Source organism: Planococcus sp. S3-L1 (assembly GCF_030063085.1).
GTDB classification, from domain to species: Bacteria; Bacillota; Bacilli; order Bacillales_A; family Planococcaceae; genus Planococcus; species Planococcus kocurii.
The window spans coordinates 62,432-80,410 of the sequence record NZ_JASISN010000006.1; the positions used below are offsets into that span (position 1 = coordinate 62,432).

Genomic DNA, 17,979 nt, shown 5'->3' on the forward strand with positions numbered 1-17,979 from the left:
AGCAATATCGTTTATTTTTTAGCTTCACTTTCAACGATACCGTGAGCAGAATGAATCTCCGCTTTGCCACGAATTTTCATAGCTGAAGTATGCTCGGTAAATTGTGCAATCATTACTTCGCCTTTATCTAATTTTTCAGTATGGTGAAATTTTGTGTCGTTACCTCGAGTTAATCCTATTACGTTCACGCCGTCTTCTTGAGCGCGAATAACAATATATTCTGTCTGAGCCATTTTAACACCCACTTTTTTAGTATTAGTTCATATTGATATATGTGATTACTTCAGAACGCTTGATCGTATCGGTTTCGAGAACTCCGCGCGAAACAGCTGTTACCGTTTTTGCGCCTGGCTTCTTGATGCCTCTCATGGTCATGCACATATGTTCCGCTTCGACCATTACATATACACCGTGCGGATTTAATGTTTCCATTAGTGAATCTGCAATTGTCGAAGTAATCCGTTCTTGAAGCTGAGGTCGTTTTGACACCGTTTCTACAGCACGAGCCAATTTACTTAAGCCTGTCACAATTCCGTCACGAGGAATATAGGCAATATGCGCTTTACCAAAAAAAGGAACAAGGTGATGTTCGCACATTGAGTAGAAAGGAATATCTTTGACCAGCACCAATTCTTCATGACCTTCATGAAAAACCGTTTTAAAATATTCTTTTGGATCTTCTTTCAATCCAGAAAATACTTCTGCATACATCTTAGCTACCCTTTTAGGCGTATCCGCTAATCCTTCTCGGTCTACGTCTTCCCCAACTGCCTCTAAAATCATCGAGACCGCTTTTTCTATTTTAGCAAGGTCTACTTTTTGGGTTTTGACATCTATCATTTTACTTCCCCCTGTTGAAAACGAATCGGTTATTTGTTTTGGCAGCAGGATGGCTGCTGCTATTATTTTTATATGCGTTAGCAGTTCACTATTCAGCCTTAAGGGCTTTACCTATTAAGATTAAGCAACACGGCTTTACCGGTTTGTTAAGATACCTTAATGTGCGGCTGAAGAACGCCGCTTCGCCAAGGCGTCTTATGCTTGTCGGGTCTTGACGGCTTCCTGTGCTTTTCTCTATTGGCTAGCTCCGAAAGCCAGCCCCTCGAGGTCATAAGGCACCTTGGCTGTGCGGCTGAAGAACGCCGCTTCACCAAGGCGTCTTATGCTTGTCGGGTCTTGACGGCTTCCTGTGCTTTTCTCACATGAATCGTAGCACACGCACAGGTGTTTCGCAAAATCTTGGCTCAAAAAAAGGATGACTTTTGCAAGATTGTGTCTCGCAAAAGTCATCCTATGTACAGAGGCTAAAGCTTACTTCACTGCGTCTTTAAGCGCTTTACCTGGCTTAAATGCAGGAACTTTGCTTGCAGCGATCTCGATTTCAGCACCAGTTTGCGGGTTACGTCCTTTGCGGGCCGCGCGTTCGCGTACTTCAAAGTTACCGAATCCGATCAACTGTACTTTTTCACCTTTAGTTAAAGCGTCTTGAATCGTCTCAAATGCAGCGTCAACTGCTTTGGCAGCGTCTTTACGAGAAAGCTCAGCTGCTTCAGCAACAGAGTTCACTAATTCTGTTTTGTTCATGCTATTCACCTCCTCTCAAAGGGGATGCAACCATCAATCCTGTAAAAAGAGTATCACATCGAAAATCGCATAGCAACAACAAACAGCCCACTTACCGAATAAAACCACCAAATACTAACAAAATTTTCTAAAAAGCGGCTATTTCTATTAAAACGCGACAAATCAATGTTTTATTCTGTTAAGAATATCGGTTCATTATTTTCATCTACGGTGTAAGGAAGTGAGTAGGCAGGGACGACAGGATTGTCTTCATAAAGAATAAAACGAATATCCTGACCTGGTTTTAACTCACCCTTGTATTCTTGGAGTGCTGTAAAAAGATCCATGGCATAATCGATATAGACATCTCCATTACCGGTAATTACCATTGGTAAATTTCTTCCACTATAAGGGCTGACGACAGTCGGTTCCTCAGAAAACCCCATGGCTTCATGATTAAATTTATAGACATTGTCTGAAAGAATTTCAGCAATCGGAGCTTGTCCACCGTTAGCACTTTTTCGCACGTTCACAGATCTTATCGCTTCCGCAGCCTGTAAATCAACCAATTTTACCGTTGGATTTTCTTCAACATCCATTAGAACATACTGAAAAACACCACCCGTTTCAAATGCATTTGTTGGTATTTCTGCAGTATACGTAGGAACAAGTTTCGAGAAATCCACTGGGTATTTGATGTATTGATCTATATCCATATCACGCGTTTTTATTGGTAATAAGCCACCCGTAGCGTCTCTATACTGATTTACTGCATTTTGCACAGTGATTAATTGATCTTCATAAGGAATTTGGTTTTCAGCTCGCTCATTTTGCGGATATCCGCAAGCTGTTAAAAAGCCACCCACTAGCAAGAGCATCATAATCATTGCCGTTTTTTTCATTTTTCTCACCTCACGCGCCGCCTGTTGGGCCACTAAATACTGTGAATACCATGATGAAAAATCCTAGTATTAGCAAGATATAAGCAATTAACGCAAAAGTAAATTTAAGAATTCCGTTCTTCAGTTTATATCTGCTCAGGTAAATCATACCCATAGAAATCATCAAAAAAGCAATTCCAGCAAATGATACCCACATTTTATCTAAAGCACTCATAATTGCCCGCCTTTCGTAGTGTTTCAGTCCATAGTATAGCACAAAAAAAGAAGAGTCAGCCTTAAGCATCCTCTTCTTTTGTGACAATTAAAGCAAGTCTATCAAATCTTCCATTTCGTTCTTTTTCATGCGCCCCATCAACTTTCCAACTGCGTCATCTGTTGACACATTGTCAAAAAGAACCGCGTAAAGTGCAGCAGTAATTGGCATCGGTACATCATATGCTTTCGACAATTGATAAGCCGCTTTAGTAGTCCGGATTCCTTCAACAACCATGCCCATTTCTTCTAGCACTTCATCTAAAGACTTTCCTTTACCTAGCATATTGCCTGCTCGCCAATTACGCGAATGGACACTCGTACAAGTAACAATCAAATCTCCCACCCCGGTCAAACCAGAGAAAGTTAAAGGTGTTGCTCCCATTTTCACACCGAGCCGTGCAATTTCCGCTAACCCGCGTGTCATAATAGCCGCTTTTGCGTTATCCCCAAACCCTAATCCATCAGTAATCCCAACTGCTAATGCGATAATATTTTTTAAAGCACCACCAATTTCGACACCAATTACATCCGTATTCGTATAAACGCGGAAATACCCATTCATGAATAAGTCTTGAATTCGAATGGCCGCTTCCGTATTCTCACAAGCTGCCGTAACAGTCGTTGGATGCTCTTGAACCACTTCTTCAGCATGACTTGGTCCGGACAGTACAACAACATCTTCAATCCATTGCTCCGGAATTTCTTCACGGATCATTTCGCTGATTCGCTTTAAAGAATCCGGTTCAATGCCTTTAGAAACATGAACGAATAAGACTTTGCGATCAAGATTTTCTTTGATATCCTGGCAAACTTCTCGGATTGCTTTTGTGGGTACAGCCAAAACTAAGACATTCCCATGTGCTACAGCCTGTGGCAAATTGCTTGTCGCCTTTAAACTGTCTGGTAGTTGTATCTCTTTTAAATAACGTTTATTTGTATGTTGATTAATTTCATCAGCTTGTTCCTGACGATGTGTCCAAAGCAGTAAATCATGGCCGTTTTGAGCAAGTACATAGCTCAATGCAGTTCCCCAGCTCCCTGCCCCAAAAACAGAAACTTTTTCCATAAGTTAAACCCACCTTTTCATCTTAAGTACGAGCTCTCGTTATAAGACGAAGAGGAGTTCCTTCAAAGTCGAAACTTTCGCGAATCCGGTTTTGCAAGAAGCGTTCATAACTAAAATGCATTATTTCAGGCTCATTTACAAACACTACAAATGTCGGTGGCTTAATGGCGACTTGTGTTGCGTAATAAACACGCAAACGACGGCCATTGTCCGATGGTGCTGGATTCATAGCAACTGCATCTTCTATAACTTCATTTAGAATGCTCGATTGAATTCTTCTTGAATGATTATCATTTACTTTGTTAACGATTTCTAAAATACTATGCACTCGTTTGCCACTAATTGCGGATACAAACATAATAGGAGCATAGTCAAGGAATAAGAAATGCTCACGGATTTTACGAGAAAAAACATTCATTGTTTTTTCATCTTTTTCGATAGCATCCCATTTATTAACAATAATAATTACTGCTTTACCTGCCTCGTGAGCATATCCAGCAATTTTCTTATCTTGTTCCTGAATACCTTCTTCGGCGTTCAAAACCACTAAAACAACATCTGAGCGTTCAATCGCACGCAATGCACGTAAAACACTGTATTTTTCTGTTGTTTCGTAAACTTTCCCTTTTTTACGCATTCCAGCTGTGTCAATGATGACATAAGGCTGCTCATTGTAGACGTACTGTGTATCAATAGCGTCGCGCGTCGTTCCCGCAACTTCACTGACGATGACACGTTCTTCTCCAAGGAATGAATTTACGAGAGAAGATTTGCCGACGTTAGGACGACCAATTAATGAGAATTTAATAACATCATCTGGATATTCCTCATCATCGTCTTGAGGGAAGTTTTTAGCTACTTCGTCCAGTAAATCTCCTAGGCCTAAACCATGGGATCCTGAAAGAGGGAAAGGTTCGCCCATTCCCAACGTATAAAAGTCATAAATCATATGGCGCATGTCAGGATTATCAATCTTGTTAACTGCTAAAATAACTGGTTTTTTCGTCTTATATAAAATTTTTGCTACTTGTTCGTCTTGATTAGTCACGCCATCGCGTCCATTTACAAGAAAAATAATAACGTCTGCTTCATCCATAGCAATTTCTGCCTGCTGACGAATTTGTTCAAGAAACGGCTCGTCTCGAAGATCGATACCGCCTGTGTCTATAATATTGAATTCATGTGTTAACCAATCTGCCGAGCTGTAAATACGGTCACGCGTTACTCCTGGAATATCTTCCACAATTGAAACCCGTTCTCCTACCACGCGATTGAATATCGTGGACTTACCAACGTTCGGCCGGCCAACTATTGCTACTACCGGTTTTGACATAATCACTTCATCCTTCCACTTCTGATATGCCTATTATACACGAAAAAGGCGATGGCATCTGTTAAATGTCCATCCCCCTTATATGTGCAATATTCAGTTTTTCTTCACATTTGCATAGGATGCCGGATTAAAGCCTCTGGCGATGAGATATTGTGCTAATTCTCCCGTGATAACTGCTGGACATTTTTGCAAATCTACCAAGTTATTTGCTCCAAGAGCTGTCATCATCATTGCCAAGTCTTCATAGAGCGCATGTATATCATCGATTAGCTGTTTTTCGCCTTCTTGCATCGCCGTTTTTAAAAAAGCACCTGCAAGACCTACCGCATCAGCTCCCAGCATAAATGCTTTAATCATATCCTGTGCATTTTGAATGCCGCCTGAAGCAAAAACTGTTTTATCAAAAACACTCTTTACTTCTACAATTGCTGCTGCTGTCGGAATACCCCAGTCGTCAAAATAAGCCATTTTTATCTTGCGACGTTCATTTTCGATCAATGAAAAGTTTGTGCCGCCAAAGCCACTGACATCAATTACTGAAACTGCACTTCCCTTCAGTTTCTCCGCAGTTTCACGAGATATACCAAATCCTGTTTCTTTAACAATTACCGGAACATCAAGCTTCTCAGCAATCGCTTGTATGCGTTCAAGAGCTCCTCGGAAGTCACGATCTCCTTCTGGCATCGTCAGCTCTTGCACAACATTTAAATGAATCTGTAGTGCATTCGCTTCTATCATCTCGACTGCATCTTGCGCTTGTTGCACGGTCGCTTCGCTACCAAGGTTACCAAATAAGATACCATTCGGATTTTCTCTTCTGACAACCGTATAAGACTGCCGCTCATTCGAATCTTTAAGCGCAGCCATTTGAGATCCCACAGCCATAGCCATCCCGGTTTCCCGAGCAACTCTTGCCAACAGACTATTCAATTGTTGAGTAGCCCGTCCGCCACCGCCTGTCATCGCATTAATAAAAACAGGTGATTCTAAATTCAAATCACCTGTTTTTGGCTTTATGCACCTATTAGAAACCGCTGAGTTCGGTAAAGCTTGATGAACAAATCGAATATCGTTAAACATATTTTTTTTACTTTGCCCTGTCGATAAAGCAAATTGTATATGATCCATTTTACGCTCAGCTCTTGACATATTATTCAGGTTTAAAACCTTTAAGTTTATCGCCGATCACATCACTAATTGAAAAACCAGAAGACTCTTCAGGCATTTCGTAATTCGAGAAATCTTGGTCACCCTGTTTTTCTTGTAATTCTTTAATACTAAGAGACAACCGCTTGTCCGCTTTATTGACTTCAAGTACTTTAACTTGCACTTCTTGACCTTCTGACAATTCTTCGTTCGGCGTTGCGATGTGTTTGTGTGCAATTTGTGAAATGTGAACAAGACCTTCTACACCCGGTAGAACTTCTACAAACGCCCCATAACTAACAAGACGCTTAACCGTTCCAGTATGAACAGAACCTTTTGGTGCTTTTTCATCAATCGTGTCCCATGGTCCAGGAAGCGTGTCTTTAATAGACAACGAAATACGTTCTGAATCACGATCGACAGATAGTACTTTGACCGTAACTTCTTGACCTTCGGTTACGACATCAGAAACTTTTTCCACGTGTTCATGAGACAACTGTGAAATATGGACCAAACCATCTACACCACCGATGTCAACAAAAGCACCGAAAGAAGCAATACGTTGCACTTTGCCTTTCAGCTCATCTCCAGCATGAATTTTTTCCATCACTTTTTCTTTTTGCGACTCTTTTTCTTTTTCGATAACGGCACGATGCGAAAGAATCAACCGATTATTTTCTTTTTCCATTTCTACAATTTTAAACGTCAATTCTTTTCCTTTATAGTCTTCAAAAGACTCAACAAAGTAATCTTCCACTAAAGAAGCCGGGACAAATCCACGGACACCTAAGTCGACCACTAAACCGCCTTTTACAACGTCTTTAACTTCAGCTTCAATAATTTCACCAGACTCAAATTTCTTCTCCAATTCGCCCCATGCCAGTTCGGCATCCACTTTACGCTTGGATAAAACGAAATTCTCATCTTCAATTTTTGTGATGATCAAATCCAGTTCATCTCCAACTTCTACCGAATCTGATGCTTTTTCAATATGCAGACTTGATAACTCACTGATTGGAATAATACCATCAAATGGTGCACCTTCAATTGTTACCGTGACTGCTTTTTCTTCTATTTTTGCTACTACCCCTTTGACGCGATCTCCTGTTTGGAAGTCACGGTTTTCCATCATATTCGTTTCCTCTGACATAAGTAGCCCTCCTTCACAAACTATCCATCTTCTATTTTATGCGAATTCTCTAATAAAAACAAAAATTATCACTTATTACTCGCATAGTCATTAAGAATATTCTGGATACTCGACATAATGGCTTCAGTTACCTCATCGACTGAAGCTTTTCGTTCACGAAAAGGTGCCATGCGGATTGGCTCGCCATAAACTACGCGCACTTTTCGAAACGCTTTATACGGTCCGATAATTGCACAAGGCATAACGTCTGCATTGCCACGAAGTGCAAAAAAACCTGCTCCGCTAAGGCCTTTTTGTAATACTCCATCTGTCGAGCGTGTTCCTTCTGGAAACAAACCAACAACTTCTCCACTTTTCAATATTTTTAATGCCGTACGAAGAGCTTCTCGGTCGCTCATTCCACGTTTTACGGGAAAAGCATTTACTTTCGGCAAAATTGATTTGAGTATCGGCGCATTGAATAATTCTTCTTTTGCCATGAAATGAACCGTTCTAGGAGCGGTCATTCCAACAACAGGCGGATCGAGTGCATTGATATGATTCGAACAAAGAAGAATGCCGCCTTCTTTCGGGAAATTCTCAATTCCGATTACTTCGAAACGATACAATGGGCTTAATACTGTTTTTACAAGTCCTTTTCCAACTGCATATAAGTTCACTTTACATCAACCTTTCTTCAGCCAATTTCAATATTTCTCCGGCTGCCTGATCAATTGTCAGGTTAGTTGTATCAAGAAAAATAGCATCTTCCGCTTTTCGCAAAGGCGCTACTTTGCGTTCACTGTCCATTTTATCCCGCATAGCTATTTCCGCCTGAAGCTCCTCAAGCGGAGTTAAAATATCTCTATTTTTGTTTTCTTCGAATCTTCTTCTGGCACGTTCTTCAACCGATGCCGACATAAATACTTTTAAAGCAGCACTTGGAAGGACATGCGTGCCGATATCTCGACCATCCATAACGACTCCGCGCCCTTCTGCTAATTGCTGCTGCAATTCAACCATGCGAAGACGAACCAGTTCATGAGCGGCCATTTGAGACACAGCTTTTGTGACATGTTGAGAACGAATTGCCTCAGTCACATCTTTTTTATCAAGAAATACCAACTGTCCGTCTTCTGACGGTTGCAAATCAATTTCAGTTTTCTGTAGTAATTTACCGGCTTCTTCATTACTAGCCAAATTAATCTTCTCTGTTAATGCTTTTAATGTAATAGCTCGGTACATGGCACCGGTATCGATGTAAACATAGCCCAGTTTTTCTGCTACGATTTTTGCAATTGTGCTTTTTCCCGCAGCTGCTGGTCCATCGATTGCTATTTGTATCGGTTTCACCAAAATAGTCACCTCATCCTATGTATTCATCATATTTTAACATAAAAAAAAAGTCTTTATGTATAAGACTTTTCCTCGGTATTTACTTTACTCTTCTGACGGTATAGAAGAAGGATCTTCGCCATAATGCGACATGGAAAGTTGGTGAGCTTGTTTAACTTTCAGAAGACCAAACCACCATAAGAACAGCATAAATGGAATAGCTCCGTATATAATATTATCATAAATATACAGGCTACTATTATATGCCCAGTGAAGAATTACCGAACTGACAAGTGCCCAACCAATCCACCGTCTGCGCTTATGGCTTTTACTAAATTTGGCTTTCCCAAAATAATAGCCCATGACAACACCAAATAACGCGTGGCTCGATACCGGCAAGAATGCTCGTATAAAAGCAGTCTCTAATCCGAACTCAAGTAAGTACAAAATATTCTCAATTGTAGCGAATCCAAGAGAAACACTCGCCCCATACAAAATTCCATCGTAAGGATCCTCGAAATCGACGTGACGATAGACTGCAATTAACAAGACCAACCATTTAAAAAACTCTTCAATTACACTCGAAAACAAAACATTTTGCATAAAGCTATTCGTAAAGACACCTTCAGCATTGAATACATATTGAACAAAAAGAATCGGGAACGTCAATACGGCTCCGTACACAAAACTTTGAAATATCAGTTTTGACGGTTCACCCGCAAATTGATCGCGCAAATACAAATAACTGAAAAGCGCCAGACCCGGGGCTATTGCTACAGTTAATAAAATGATCATACGCGTACCCCTTTATTCAGATTCCCTTCATTGTAACATGTTTACCTATATCATTTTCAGCTCTCTTTTAACGAATTACCGCTACCGATTAAAAGCATCTGTTTTCACATGTTCTTCGACTGACAACAAAACTGCGAGCTTGATGCGCGCTTTTTTACTATCGTAATCGCTCCCTAAAATAACGCCACGATTTAACAAATCATGAGCACTACCTGGATAACTATAAACCGGATAAGTATTGCCTTCTTCAGCACTCGTTGTCAAAACGACCGGTATCCCTTGTCTTACAGCTCGATCAATTGCATCGACCATGTGCGGAGATACCTGCCCTCTACCTGCTGCTTCCAAAACAATCCCTTTTGACGGCCCTGCCACTAGCTGATCAATAACAAAACCATCTTGACCTGAATAACATTTAATAATATCGACCCGAGGCAACGACTTTGTTACAGCATGCACCTCATGGATAATTGGTTTTTGGTAAACACGTACCGTATCGTTATCAATAATGCCGAGATAACCATGCCCAAACGAATCAAAGCCTTGTAAATTACTGGAGTGCACTTTCTTCACATATTTCGCACTGTAAATTCGTTCGTTAAAGACCACAACAGCTCCAATGCCTCTCAGATTAGGATTTACTGCTACATAAATTGAATTGCGTAAGTTTGAATAGACATCGGTGCCAACTTCTTCAGGAGATCTCTGTGACCCTGTAATGACCACAGTCCGATCATCATCGATTGTCAGATCCAAAAAGTAAGAAGTCTCTTCCAAAGTATCTGTTCCGTGTGTGACAACGATTCCTTCAACTTCAGGATCTTGAAGTTCTTGTAGAATCGCTTCTCTAACTGTCAACATCTGTTCAAAACCAATGTGCATGCTTGGCAATTGGAATACATCGACTACTTTTACTTCAATTTCTTCTGGGAGTTGGCAAAGTTCCGCCAGTTCTTTCCCTGAAATTGCACCAGACTCCAAAAGCCCATCAGAAATTTCCCGACTTGCAATGGTACCACCCGTTGTAATTAATGATACTTTTTTTTTCATCTTAAAACTCCCTTTCACGTTTGCAGTGTTTACTGTCCTTTGAAATCTATTTTAAAAAAAGATCTATTTAAGGTCTATGTTCTTTTTCAGCAATCGCTTCTGCAATTTGTTGCCCATGAAAACGCCCATTTTCTATAAAAATTTCGTTGGCATTGTTGCCTGCAGCTATTACACCAGCAATATATAGATTGTCTATATCTGTTTCCATTGTTTGTTCATCAAAAGTCGGTCGACCTGAAATCGAATCGATGGAAATGCCCATTGATTTTAAAAATTGATGATCTGGATGATAGCCAATCATAGCAAAAACAAATTGGTTAGAAAGTGTTTCTTTTTGGTCATTAACCGTCAGTTCTACCGTGCTGTTTGTAATGCGATCTACCATTGAATCGAACAGCATCGTAATTTCACCTTTTCTCACTAAACCATCAAATTCTGGCAAAATCCACGGCTTGATACTTTTGGAGTAGCTCGTGCCGTGATAAGATACTGTCACTCTACTACCAGCTTTATGTAAAGCTAGAGCCGCGTCTACAGCCGAATTTTTACCACCGATTACTAACACATCTTGATCAAAATAGGGATGCCCCTCTTTGAAATAATGCATCACTTTTGGCAGTTCCGCCCCTTCAACTTCAAGTTTATTTGGCTGATCGTAATAGCCTGTTGCTGCTATTACATATTTCGCCTTGTATTGAGTTTTTGAAGTGACCACAGTAAATAATTCATCTTTTTCAACACGTTCCACGATTTCGAACGGCCGCACTTTAATACCACTTCTTTTAACCACTTCCCGGTAATAAACCAAAGCTTGATTTCGTTTTGGTTTCCGTCCTTCTATAATAAAGGGCACATCGCCAATCGCTAGTTTTTCACTCGTACTGAAAAAAGTTTGGTGTGTTGGGTAATTGAAAATCGCGTTGACGATATTGCCTTTTTCAATAACTACTGTTTCCAATCCACGTTTCTTCAATTCGATTGCGGTCGATAACCCACAAGGTCCACCGCCAATAATAAGCGCATCTACATATTCCATTTCAAACCATCTCCTGTACTTTATTCTTAATTAAGAATAAAGGACTCTGCTACTTTATGACAATTGTTTATCTTTTCTAATTGCAGGCGTAATTGTTAGCACATGATATTCTGCCTGTGCACCCAGTCTCAAATGCAGAGTCGTCGTACCAAAACCATTACTGATTAATTCAATTCGGTCCTTCTTTATTTTCATCGAGCCCTTATCGAATAAACCGAATGGACCAATCCGAATTTGACCGCCGTGCGTATGACCAGCCAGCAACAAATCGGCTGAATACGGTCCTTTTACTTTCCAAAAGTCAAAAGGTGTATGTGAGACAAACAATACAGTATCGTTTTCTTTAACATTTTCGAAAGCATTTTTGAATCCGTTCGGTTTATAGGCAAAATGATCGAGTCCGACCAACTTCAACTGTTCATTGCCAAACAATGCTACCGACTCATCCTCTAGCACAATTACATCAAATTGTTTGAAAATTTCTCTGAGTTTATTTTCGTCTACTTCCCGGTCGTTATTGCCCCACACAAAATACACAGGTGCACAAGCACGTAAGTTTTTAATATTTTCTTGAACCCGTTCAAGCGGTACGCCTTTTTCTACTAAATCGCCGCCGATTACAATCACATCGACAGGAAACTTGATCAAGTCTGCTTTAATGACTCTCCTATGGATATCGGCAATAAAAAGAAGCTTGAACGGTTCGAATGCTTTGTCTGTGGGTAATTTAACCGTTTGCTGGATGAGCTTTTCTGCAAAGGCATTGCGCACCATCACTAGCAGAAAAGCGAGCGCTGCCAAAGCAATTTTCATTAAATATTTCATGCAATGATTCCTTTCACAAAGAACAAAAAAACATAAGCAAGGCTTATGTTTTTTTATCTTATTTTGCTATTTATCTTCTGCGATGTCCAATACTCGGAAACCAGATTTCTCAAGTTCTTTGACAAAACGATCGATATTGTCTTTCTTTTTAATCTTTAGAACGATGCGACGAACCATTTTATTGGTTTCATCAAAAGTAACAAGTGAAATAACCGACTCTTTGTATTTCTCGATAATCTCTCCCAATCGTCCAATACGCCCTTCTGATTCTACTGAAGTGAACGTAATACGATAGCCTGACTGGTTCATCCCAAAGGCACTTTGTAATTGATTGACAATATCAAAGCGAGTAACAATTCCTAAAAATTGATGTTTTTCAACTACTGCAATAATTGGAAAATCATTTAATTCCACTAACGCTTTTTCATAGACATCATTGATGCTCAAATAAGTATCTTCATTCACGATTACATCGCTGACCTTAGTTGAGCTAACAAAATCTTCTTTCGTTTTTCCTGAATAGAAAAACGCACGATAAGCATGATACCAAGTGAAGATTCCTTTGTACTCAGTGCCTTCAACTACAGGTAAAGCATCAATTGTGTGTTTTTCTAGTAAATCAAAGCCTACTTGTACCGAATCGTCCATTTTGACTGCATAACATTTTTCTCTTTCAACCATTACACTTTTAACAAACATTTGCTCGCCCCACTTTCTATGATGTTACTGTTATTCCCTAATTACTTACTTGTTAATCCGTCGAATGGCTTAAGGTAAAACCAAAGTTTGACCCGGACTAATGCTATTCGAACTCAAGCCATTAGCTTGTTTGATTTTTTCTACCGCTGCTGCTGCTCCTGCTGCTCCGTAATTATTTACTGCAATACGGTAAAGCGTTTCGCTAGATTGTACTACGTAAGTCTTACCATTAGCACTTGGTATTTCCTCTTTTTTATCTGCTTCAGCTTGTGTTTCTTTTTTCGCCTGTGCTTCAGCTTCCGCTTCTTTTTTCGCCTGTGCTTCAGCTACAGCTTTGGCTTCTACATCAGCTTTTTCTTTGGCGGCTACTTCTGCATCAGCTTTAGCCTTTACTTCAGCTTGTGCTTTAGCTTCCGCTTCCGCTTTTTCTACTTTTTCTTTTTCAGCGTCGGCCCGTGCTTTTTCCGCCTTGGCTTTCTCAGCTTTGGCTTCTTCTACTTTGGCTTTCTCAGCTTTTTCTTTTTCTTCATCAGCTGCAGCAACAGAAGATTGGGATGGTTGGGCATTCATCTCAAAACTCACTTCATTTTCTGCGGGTTTGGCTGTCAATGAATCGTCGGGTTCAAATACGAAAGCTACATAAATCAGCAAAGAAACCGGAATTAAGATAAATATAAAAAATAATGCAGGCATCAAAAGATTTTTAGTTTTTTTAGTTTTGGGTTTTTGTGCCTGTCTCTGACCTGCTCTCGACAATGCCGAATTTTTGTCCACCGATATTTCCTGTCGATTCTTTTCAATCGACTCATGATAACTTTGATTCCCCATACATGACTACCCCTATCTGTACTAATATATCTATTATGACGAAAAAAGGCTCATTTGTAAATGACAGTTAATAAGATTCTTACATAGGTAATATTACACTTAAACGGTCTTGCCATTCAAGTGGCAATCGCTTTTCTTTCGGTGAAGCAAAGGCTTCAAAAATTTGATAATCAATTCCGTCGTTAACGCAGCAGTTGGTCGGTTTATCTATTAGTTGTTGATCAAAGCATTCGATGATGTAACTCCGCAGACAAGTTTCGCGCGAAATCAATTCACGAATTTTTATCGCTTGTTGCCTTTTTCCTTTTCTCAGCAATTCCATTTGCTTGATAACACCATCTAACGGCAACTTTGTCAGCCAATAAGCGATTACTCGAAAAGCCGTCTCCCGAACGATTCCTTGATCGATTAAATAAGTAGCAGTAGCTCCTTTGCTATAAACTGCTTCTATCTCGTGCTGTGTTGGTAAATCATCCATCACTAAACTTTCGAGCAATACCTCGTCCCCTTGTGCATACAGTAAAGTAGCTAAAGCCGGTTTATCATCTCTACCAGCTCTTCCAACCTCTTGCACATATCCTTCAATAGAAGTCGGCAGTTGAAAGTGGATGACGTGACGAATGTTCGGAATATGAACACCCATGCCAAATGCATTTGTGGAGCAAATCCATTGCACTTCTCCGTTTTGAAATTGTTGCTGTACAAAAATGCGATCTTGGTGCTCCATACCCCCATGGTAAAAAGCTGAAGAAATTCCTTGCTCTGTTAATAGCATAGACAGTTGCTGGGACTTTTTTCTAGTTCCTGCATAGATAATACCGGGACCATTAAACTTCTGAACAAATTTTTTCAAAAAATCTACTTTTTCACGACTGTCATCAAATTTTTTCAAATCATACACAATATTTTTTCGATCCATCGGATGACAATACACAAATGGCTTTTTCAAAGCTAAATACTCTTTTATTTCTTTGGTGACTTTGTCCGTAGCAGTTGCCGTCAGTGCCAACACTTGAGGGGAATTCAAAAAAGGCAAAATTTCTGAAATCCGCAAGTAATCTGGTCTAAAATCAAACCCCCACTGCGAAATACAATGTGCTTCATCAGCAACTAGTAGCGAAATTTGCATCTGCTGTAATTTTTGTTTAATAAACGGTTGGACAAGCATTTCTGGGGATATAAAAATGAATTTATAAGAGCCGAGCTTAGACATAATTTTTTCTTTGTCTTCTGGCTTTAAAAATGAGTTGATGGCTACTACGGATTTCTCTCCCATTTTTTTTAATTGAACCACTTGATCTTGCATGAGTGATAATAAAGGTGAAACGATTAAGATACTTCCAGGTAAAACTTTAGCCGGCAATTGATAACAAATAGATTTGCCCATTCCAGTTGGCAGTAGCGCAATAACATCCTCACCTGCGACTACTCGCTCGATAATTTCGCGCTGACCAGGACGAAATGAAGAAAAACCATAGTTTGAATACAATAATTCCTCGAGATTCATCTTCGTTCCCTCCTAATCGCTAGCGCAAGACGTATTTGAAAATAACTGACTTCAGGTAAAAACTCTTTAATTTCACGTAATCTTTTCGTTTTTCGACGTCGGCTTTCGGCAATAATTGCCTCGTACTGTTCATGACCCACAAATGGGATATAGTTAAAATAAGGATCGTTCATTGCCAATTCGACCACATGATCTTCGATCGTACTGGTTTTTAATTGGCGTAATGACGCAATTTGTTCCAAGTTAAATCCTCTTTCGAACAATTTTTCTGTGCGCTGCGCTGTTTCGGTCAAGGAAGACTGCTGAATAATGCCTTCCATGAGACCTACCAGCAATTGAGGCTTGGACTGTTCGATCACTGCCATCCAACCATGCAAAACTTCTACTGTCATTAATTGAACATCCAGTAAGGATAGTTCTTTAGAATCGGCAATTTGCTGCCACGTTAAGCCACTTATCGTAAAACCCGTTAAACGCTCGATCAAAATCATTTTATGTGTTTCAGAAATGTCCGTTTCGGCTAATGTAGTAAAGAGTTCTTTTTTAAACACTTGAACTACAGCTAAATCACGAAACTGAATCCGTTGCAGGTATCTTTTCACCCAATTTTGCACTTCTTCATTACTGACAACGGGGTCAAAGCTTTTTACGCGTTGACTGACGTGGGACAAAGTTTGAACAATTAGTGACAAGCGACTAAAAAACAAATTTTCGTTCCCTCGGTATTTCCAACCATTCAACGACGACGGGGCAACACTTAACTTTAACGCTTTTTCGGATAGTTCAATAACTTGTTCATTTGCTAGTAAATAACCTTGCGAAAACAAGCCTTGAACTACTTGATCATAGGCTTTCTTATCCAGTTTTGGCAACACGCCAAAATAAGGATAAAGGCCGAAATAACCAATATCCTGTATCGTTTGCCCAGACTTCTTTCCTTTTATCAAATGATAGGGAGAAGAGACGGTTCGCTGCCGATCGACAGTCTTCATAATGGCCAAAATGAGTTCAGTAACTAACAAGCTTGCTCCCCCTAACGGTTTTAGGTTGAAAAACTGTTCAAACACCTTTAGAATAAATACGATAGTATAACTGAACTTGTTCGGAGATAAAGGAGTGGAAAACAATATGGCTAAGTATACCATTGTCGACAAGGATACTTGCATCGCTTGTGGTGCTTGTGGTGCTGCTGCACCTGACATTTATGATTATGATGACGAAGGAATCGCTTTTGTTATTTTAGATAATAACATGGGAACAGAACAAGTTCCAGATGAACTCGAAGAAGACATGGAAGATGCATTTGAAGGCTGTCCAACAGATTCGATCAAAGTTGCAGATACATCTTTCGAAGGCGATCCGTTAAAATACGAAGACTGAATCAAAAAAGAAGGCGTACTGGAGAATCCCTCCAGTACGCCTTCTTTTAATTTGTGCTAATTCAAATTCCGTCAAATCTACACGGCTGTTTTCGCTTTTCTTTATCCAGACTCAACCAGCCAGATTTTAGGGTCACAAGCCACACTAGCTATGCGGCTGAAAAAATGCCGCTTCGCCAGTGCATCTTGTGCCCGTCAAATCTACACGGCTGTTTTCGCTTTTCTTTATCTATGATAAATAATAGGATCTTTGCTTTTCGATCCATGTGTGCATGCTGCTGAATACTAGCAGGACGACCGAAGTTAACAATAGACCTTTGATTAAGTTAAATGGTAATATCCCTAAGACAATTGTGCCAAATAACGCATTGCCCGTTTCAGCAGGCACATTTAAAAAGTACGTATACATTGGCAAAAACACAAAATAGTTTAAAACACTCATACCAATTGCCATAGTTAATGTTCCCACAGCTAAGCCAAAAATCATGCCTTTTTTATTCGCTACTTTGTGGTAGATAGCATAAACCGGAAGGATAAACAGCAAACTTGTTATAAAGTTAGCCATATGACCAACAGGTACACCTGTCGGACTTCCTGCAAAAAGCCAATCCAACACGTTTTTGAAGAATGCTACTAAAATCCCTGCAACTGGCCCCATCGTGATGGCTGCAATTAATGCCGGTACGTCACTAAAATCCACTTTCAAAAAAGCCGGTAATGCAGGTAATGGAAAGTTAAAAAGCATCAATATAAATGAAATACTGCTTAACATCCCAATCACAATCATCGTTTGTAACTTTTTGTTCTTCATATTCCTCTCTCCTTGTCGTGATTCACCAGAAGAAAAGCTTGGACCCAACATTTACATATAAAATCCCTTAAGCACTAGTACTTAAGGGAGAAAAGGCACACTTAATAAGCGTTCCGTCTACATGTAAACGACAAACGTCCGCACCTTCACCTTCTCCCATCCAGACTATACTGTCGGCTTTGGAATTTCACCAAATCCTGCGTTTTACGGCTCGCGGGCTTATGAACAGAGTTCAATTACCGCCGGTAGGGACTTTCACCCTGCCCCGAAGATGAATCGATATTTTGTTATAGCCTAATCGTAGTATAAAAAAGAAGCGT

At 40.0% G+C, this 17,979-nt stretch carries 21 protein-coding genes and 1 riboswitch; of the genes, 1 reads left to right on the forward strand and 20 read right to left on the reverse strand.

The window, feature by feature from the left end:
• Window positions 1-11: 11 nt before the first annotated feature.
• The 19 genes from mtrB to QMF37_RS08265 form a co-directional block, all read right to left on the reverse strand.
• Window positions 12-233, reverse strand: coding sequence for a trp RNA-binding attenuation protein MtrB (gene mtrB, locus QMF37_RS08175; protein WP_058385037.1), 222 nt, complete (start codon window positions 231-233; stop codon window positions 12-14).
• Between the two features lie 22 nt (window positions 234-255).
• A complete protein-coding gene (gene folE / locus QMF37_RS08180; RefSeq protein WP_283477753.1) occupies window positions 256-840 on the reverse strand; it encodes a GTP cyclohydrolase I FolE in 585 nt (194 codons plus the stop codon).
• Window positions 841-1,311: 471 nt separating this feature from the next.
• On the reverse strand, window positions 1,312-1,584 hold the full coding sequence (locus QMF37_RS08185; RefSeq protein ID WP_006829858.1) for an HU family DNA-binding protein: 273 nt from the start codon (window positions 1,582-1,584) through the stop codon (window positions 1,312-1,314).
• 170 nt (window positions 1,585-1,754) lie between these two features.
• Complete coding sequence (locus QMF37_RS08190; RefSeq protein ID WP_058386878.1) at window positions 1,755-2,465, reverse strand: hypothetical protein; 711 nt, start codon at window positions 2,463-2,465, stop codon at window positions 1,755-1,757.
• A 10-nt stretch (window positions 2,466-2,475) separates the two neighbouring features.
• Window positions 2,476-2,679, reverse strand: a complete 204-nt coding sequence (locus QMF37_RS08195; protein WP_058385035.1) for a DUF2768 domain-containing protein — start codon at window positions 2,677-2,679, stop codon at window positions 2,476-2,478.
• A gap of 87 nt (window positions 2,680-2,766) precedes the next feature.
• Window positions 2,767-3,786 (reverse strand): NAD(P)H-dependent glycerol-3-phosphate dehydrogenase, encoded by a 1,020-nt coding sequence (locus tag QMF37_RS08200; RefSeq protein WP_071154487.1) that lies wholly within the window; start codon window positions 3,784-3,786, stop codon window positions 2,767-2,769.
• 22 nt (window positions 3,787-3,808) lie between these two features.
• Window positions 3,809-5,119, reverse strand: a complete 1,311-nt coding sequence (gene der, locus QMF37_RS08205) for a ribosome biogenesis GTPase Der (RefSeq protein WP_058385033.1) — start codon at window positions 5,117-5,119, stop codon at window positions 3,809-3,811.
• A 93-nt stretch (window positions 5,120-5,212) separates the two neighbouring features.
• A complete protein-coding gene (gene fni / locus QMF37_RS08210) occupies window positions 5,213-6,247 on the reverse strand; it encodes a type 2 isopentenyl-diphosphate Delta-isomerase (RefSeq protein ID WP_283477758.1) in 1,035 nt (344 codons plus the stop codon).
• Between the two features lie 22 nt (window positions 6,248-6,269).
• Window positions 6,270-7,415 carry a 30S ribosomal protein S1 gene (rpsA, locus tag QMF37_RS08215; RefSeq protein ID WP_058385031.1) on the reverse strand — a complete coding sequence of 382 codons (1,146 nt, stop codon included), beginning with the start codon at window positions 7,413-7,415 and terminating at the stop codon, window positions 6,270-6,272.
• A gap of 68 nt (window positions 7,416-7,483) precedes the next feature.
• Entirely contained in the window at window positions 7,484-8,074 is a 591-nt protein-coding gene (locus QMF37_RS08220) for a lysophospholipid acyltransferase family protein (protein ID WP_058385030.1), read from the reverse strand.
• Between the two features lies 1 nt (window position 8,075).
• Window positions 8,076-8,750: a (d)CMP kinase gene (gene cmk, locus QMF37_RS08225; RefSeq protein ID WP_177167604.1), complete on the reverse strand. Its 675-nt coding sequence runs from the start codon at window positions 8,748-8,750 to the stop codon at window positions 8,076-8,078.
• An 84-nt stretch (window positions 8,751-8,834) separates the two neighbouring features.
• Window positions 8,835-9,524, reverse strand: a complete 690-nt coding sequence (gene prsW / locus QMF37_RS08230; RefSeq protein ID WP_071154489.1) for a glutamic-type intramembrane protease PrsW — start codon at window positions 9,522-9,524, stop codon at window positions 8,835-8,837.
• A gap of 81 nt (window positions 9,525-9,605) precedes the next feature.
• Window positions 9,606-10,574: an asparaginase gene (locus tag QMF37_RS08235; RefSeq protein ID WP_071154490.1), complete on the reverse strand. Its 969-nt coding sequence runs from the start codon at window positions 10,572-10,574 to the stop codon at window positions 9,606-9,608.
• A 67-nt stretch (window positions 10,575-10,641) separates the two neighbouring features.
• Window positions 10,642-11,610 (reverse strand): YpdA family putative bacillithiol disulfide reductase, encoded by a 969-nt coding sequence (locus QMF37_RS08240; RefSeq protein WP_283477764.1) that lies wholly within the window; start codon window positions 11,608-11,610, stop codon window positions 10,642-10,644.
• A gap of 54 nt (window positions 11,611-11,664) precedes the next feature.
• Window positions 11,665-12,435, reverse strand: a complete 771-nt coding sequence (locus tag QMF37_RS08245) for a metallophosphoesterase (RefSeq protein WP_283477766.1) — start codon at window positions 12,433-12,435, stop codon at window positions 11,665-11,667.
• Between the two features lie 66 nt (window positions 12,436-12,501).
• The gene (locus tag QMF37_RS08250; RefSeq protein WP_071154493.1) at window positions 12,502-13,134 is read right to left on the reverse strand and encodes a CBS domain-containing protein; all 633 of its coding nucleotides are present in this window, start codon (window positions 13,132-13,134) and stop codon (window positions 12,502-12,504) included.
• A 69-nt stretch (window positions 13,135-13,203) separates the two neighbouring features.
• The gene (locus QMF37_RS08255) at window positions 13,204-13,962 is read right to left on the reverse strand and encodes a LysM peptidoglycan-binding domain-containing protein (RefSeq protein WP_283477768.1); all 759 of its coding nucleotides are present in this window, start codon (window positions 13,960-13,962) and stop codon (window positions 13,204-13,206) included.
• A 79-nt stretch (window positions 13,963-14,041) separates the two neighbouring features.
• Entirely contained in the window at window positions 14,042-15,469 is a 1,428-nt protein-coding gene (locus QMF37_RS08260) for a RecQ family ATP-dependent DNA helicase (protein WP_283477769.1), read from the reverse strand.
• On the reverse strand, window positions 15,466-16,491 hold the full coding sequence (locus QMF37_RS08265; RefSeq protein ID WP_283477770.1) for a YpbB family protein: 1,026 nt from the start codon (window positions 16,489-16,491) through the stop codon (window positions 15,466-15,468). The genes QMF37_RS08260 and QMF37_RS08265 overlap by 4 nt, the downstream gene beginning before the upstream one ends.
• Before the next feature lie 106 nt (window positions 16,492-16,597).
• On the opposite strand from QMF37_RS08265, the gene QMF37_RS08270 reads away from it, so the two are divergent.
• Window positions 16,598-16,849 (forward strand): ferredoxin, encoded by a 252-nt coding sequence (locus QMF37_RS08270; RefSeq protein WP_006829841.1) that lies wholly within the window; start codon window positions 16,598-16,600, stop codon window positions 16,847-16,849.
• A gap of 228 nt (window positions 16,850-17,077) precedes the next feature.
• On the opposite strand, the gene QMF37_RS08275 is transcribed toward QMF37_RS08270, so the two are convergent.
• The gene (locus QMF37_RS08275; protein ID WP_058385021.1) at window positions 17,078-17,659 is read right to left on the reverse strand and encodes an ECF transporter S component; all 582 of its coding nucleotides are present in this window, start codon (window positions 17,657-17,659) and stop codon (window positions 17,078-17,080) included.
• 144 nt (window positions 17,660-17,803) lie between these two features.
• Window positions 17,804-17,936: riboswitch (FMN riboswitch) on the reverse strand.
• Between the last annotated feature and the right edge of the window lie 43 nt (window positions 17,937-17,979).

Bases quoted from the DNA above. Each gene is read 5' to 3' on its own strand.
- mtrB (WP_058385037.1), bottom strand. From the start codon at position 233: ATGGCTCAGACAGAATATATTGTTATTCGCGCTCAAGAAGACGGCGTG.
- folE (WP_283477753.1), bottom strand. From the start codon at position 840: ATGATAGATGTCAAAACCCAAAAAGTAGACCTTGCTAAAATAGAAAAA.
- QMF37_RS08185 (WP_006829858.1), bottom strand. From the start codon at position 1,584: ATGAACAAAACAGAATTAGTGAACTCTGTTGCTGAAGCAGCTGAGCTT.
- QMF37_RS08190 (WP_058386878.1), bottom strand. From the start codon at position 2,465: ATGAAAAAAACGGCAATGATTATGATGCTCTTGCTAGTGGGTGGCTTT.
- QMF37_RS08195 (WP_058385035.1), bottom strand. From the start codon at position 2,679: ATGAGTGCTTTAGATAAAATGTGGGTATCATTTGCTGGAATTGCTTTT.
- QMF37_RS08200 (WP_071154487.1), bottom strand. From the start codon at position 3,786: ATGGAAAAAGTTTCTGTTTTTGGGGCAGGGAGCTGGGGAACTGCATTG.
- der (WP_058385033.1), bottom strand. From the start codon at position 5,119: ATGTCAAAACCGGTAGTAGCAATAGTTGGCCGGCCGAACGTTGGTAAG.
- fni (WP_283477758.1), bottom strand. From the start codon at position 6,247: ATGGATCATATACAATTTGCTTTATCGACAGGGCAAAGTAAAAAAAAT.
- rpsA (WP_058385031.1), bottom strand. From the start codon at position 7,415: ATGTCAGAGGAAACGAATATGATGGAAAACCGTGACTTCCAAACAGGA.
- prsW (WP_071154489.1), bottom strand. From the start codon at position 9,524: ATGATCATTTTATTAACTGTAGCAATAGCCCCGGGTCTGGCGCTTTTC.
- QMF37_RS08235 (WP_071154490.1), bottom strand. From the start codon at position 10,574: ATGAAAAAAAAAGTATCATTAATTACAACGGGTGGTACCATTGCAAGT.
- QMF37_RS08240 (WP_283477764.1), bottom strand. From the start codon at position 11,610: ATGGAATATGTAGATGCGCTTATTATTGGCGGTGGACCTTGTGGGTTA.
- QMF37_RS08245 (WP_283477766.1), bottom strand. From the start codon at position 12,435: ATGAAATATTTAATGAAAATTGCTTTGGCAGCGCTCGCTTTTCTGCTA.
- QMF37_RS08250 (WP_071154493.1), bottom strand. From the start codon at position 13,134: ATGTTTGTTAAAAGTGTAATGGTTGAAAGAGAAAAATGTTATGCAGTC.
- QMF37_RS08255 (WP_283477768.1), bottom strand. From the start codon at position 13,962: ATGGGGAATCAAAGTTATCATGAGTCGATTGAAAAGAATCGACAGGAA.
- QMF37_RS08260 (WP_283477769.1), bottom strand. From the start codon at position 15,469: ATGAATCTCGAGGAATTATTGTATTCAAACTATGGTTTTTCTTCATTT.
- QMF37_RS08270 (WP_006829841.1), top strand. From the start codon at position 16,598: ATGGCTAAGTATACCATTGTCGACAAGGATACTTGCATCGCTTGTGGT.
- QMF37_RS08275 (WP_058385021.1), bottom strand. From the start codon at position 17,659: ATGAAGAACAAAAAGTTACAAACGATGATTGTGATTGGGATGTTAAGC.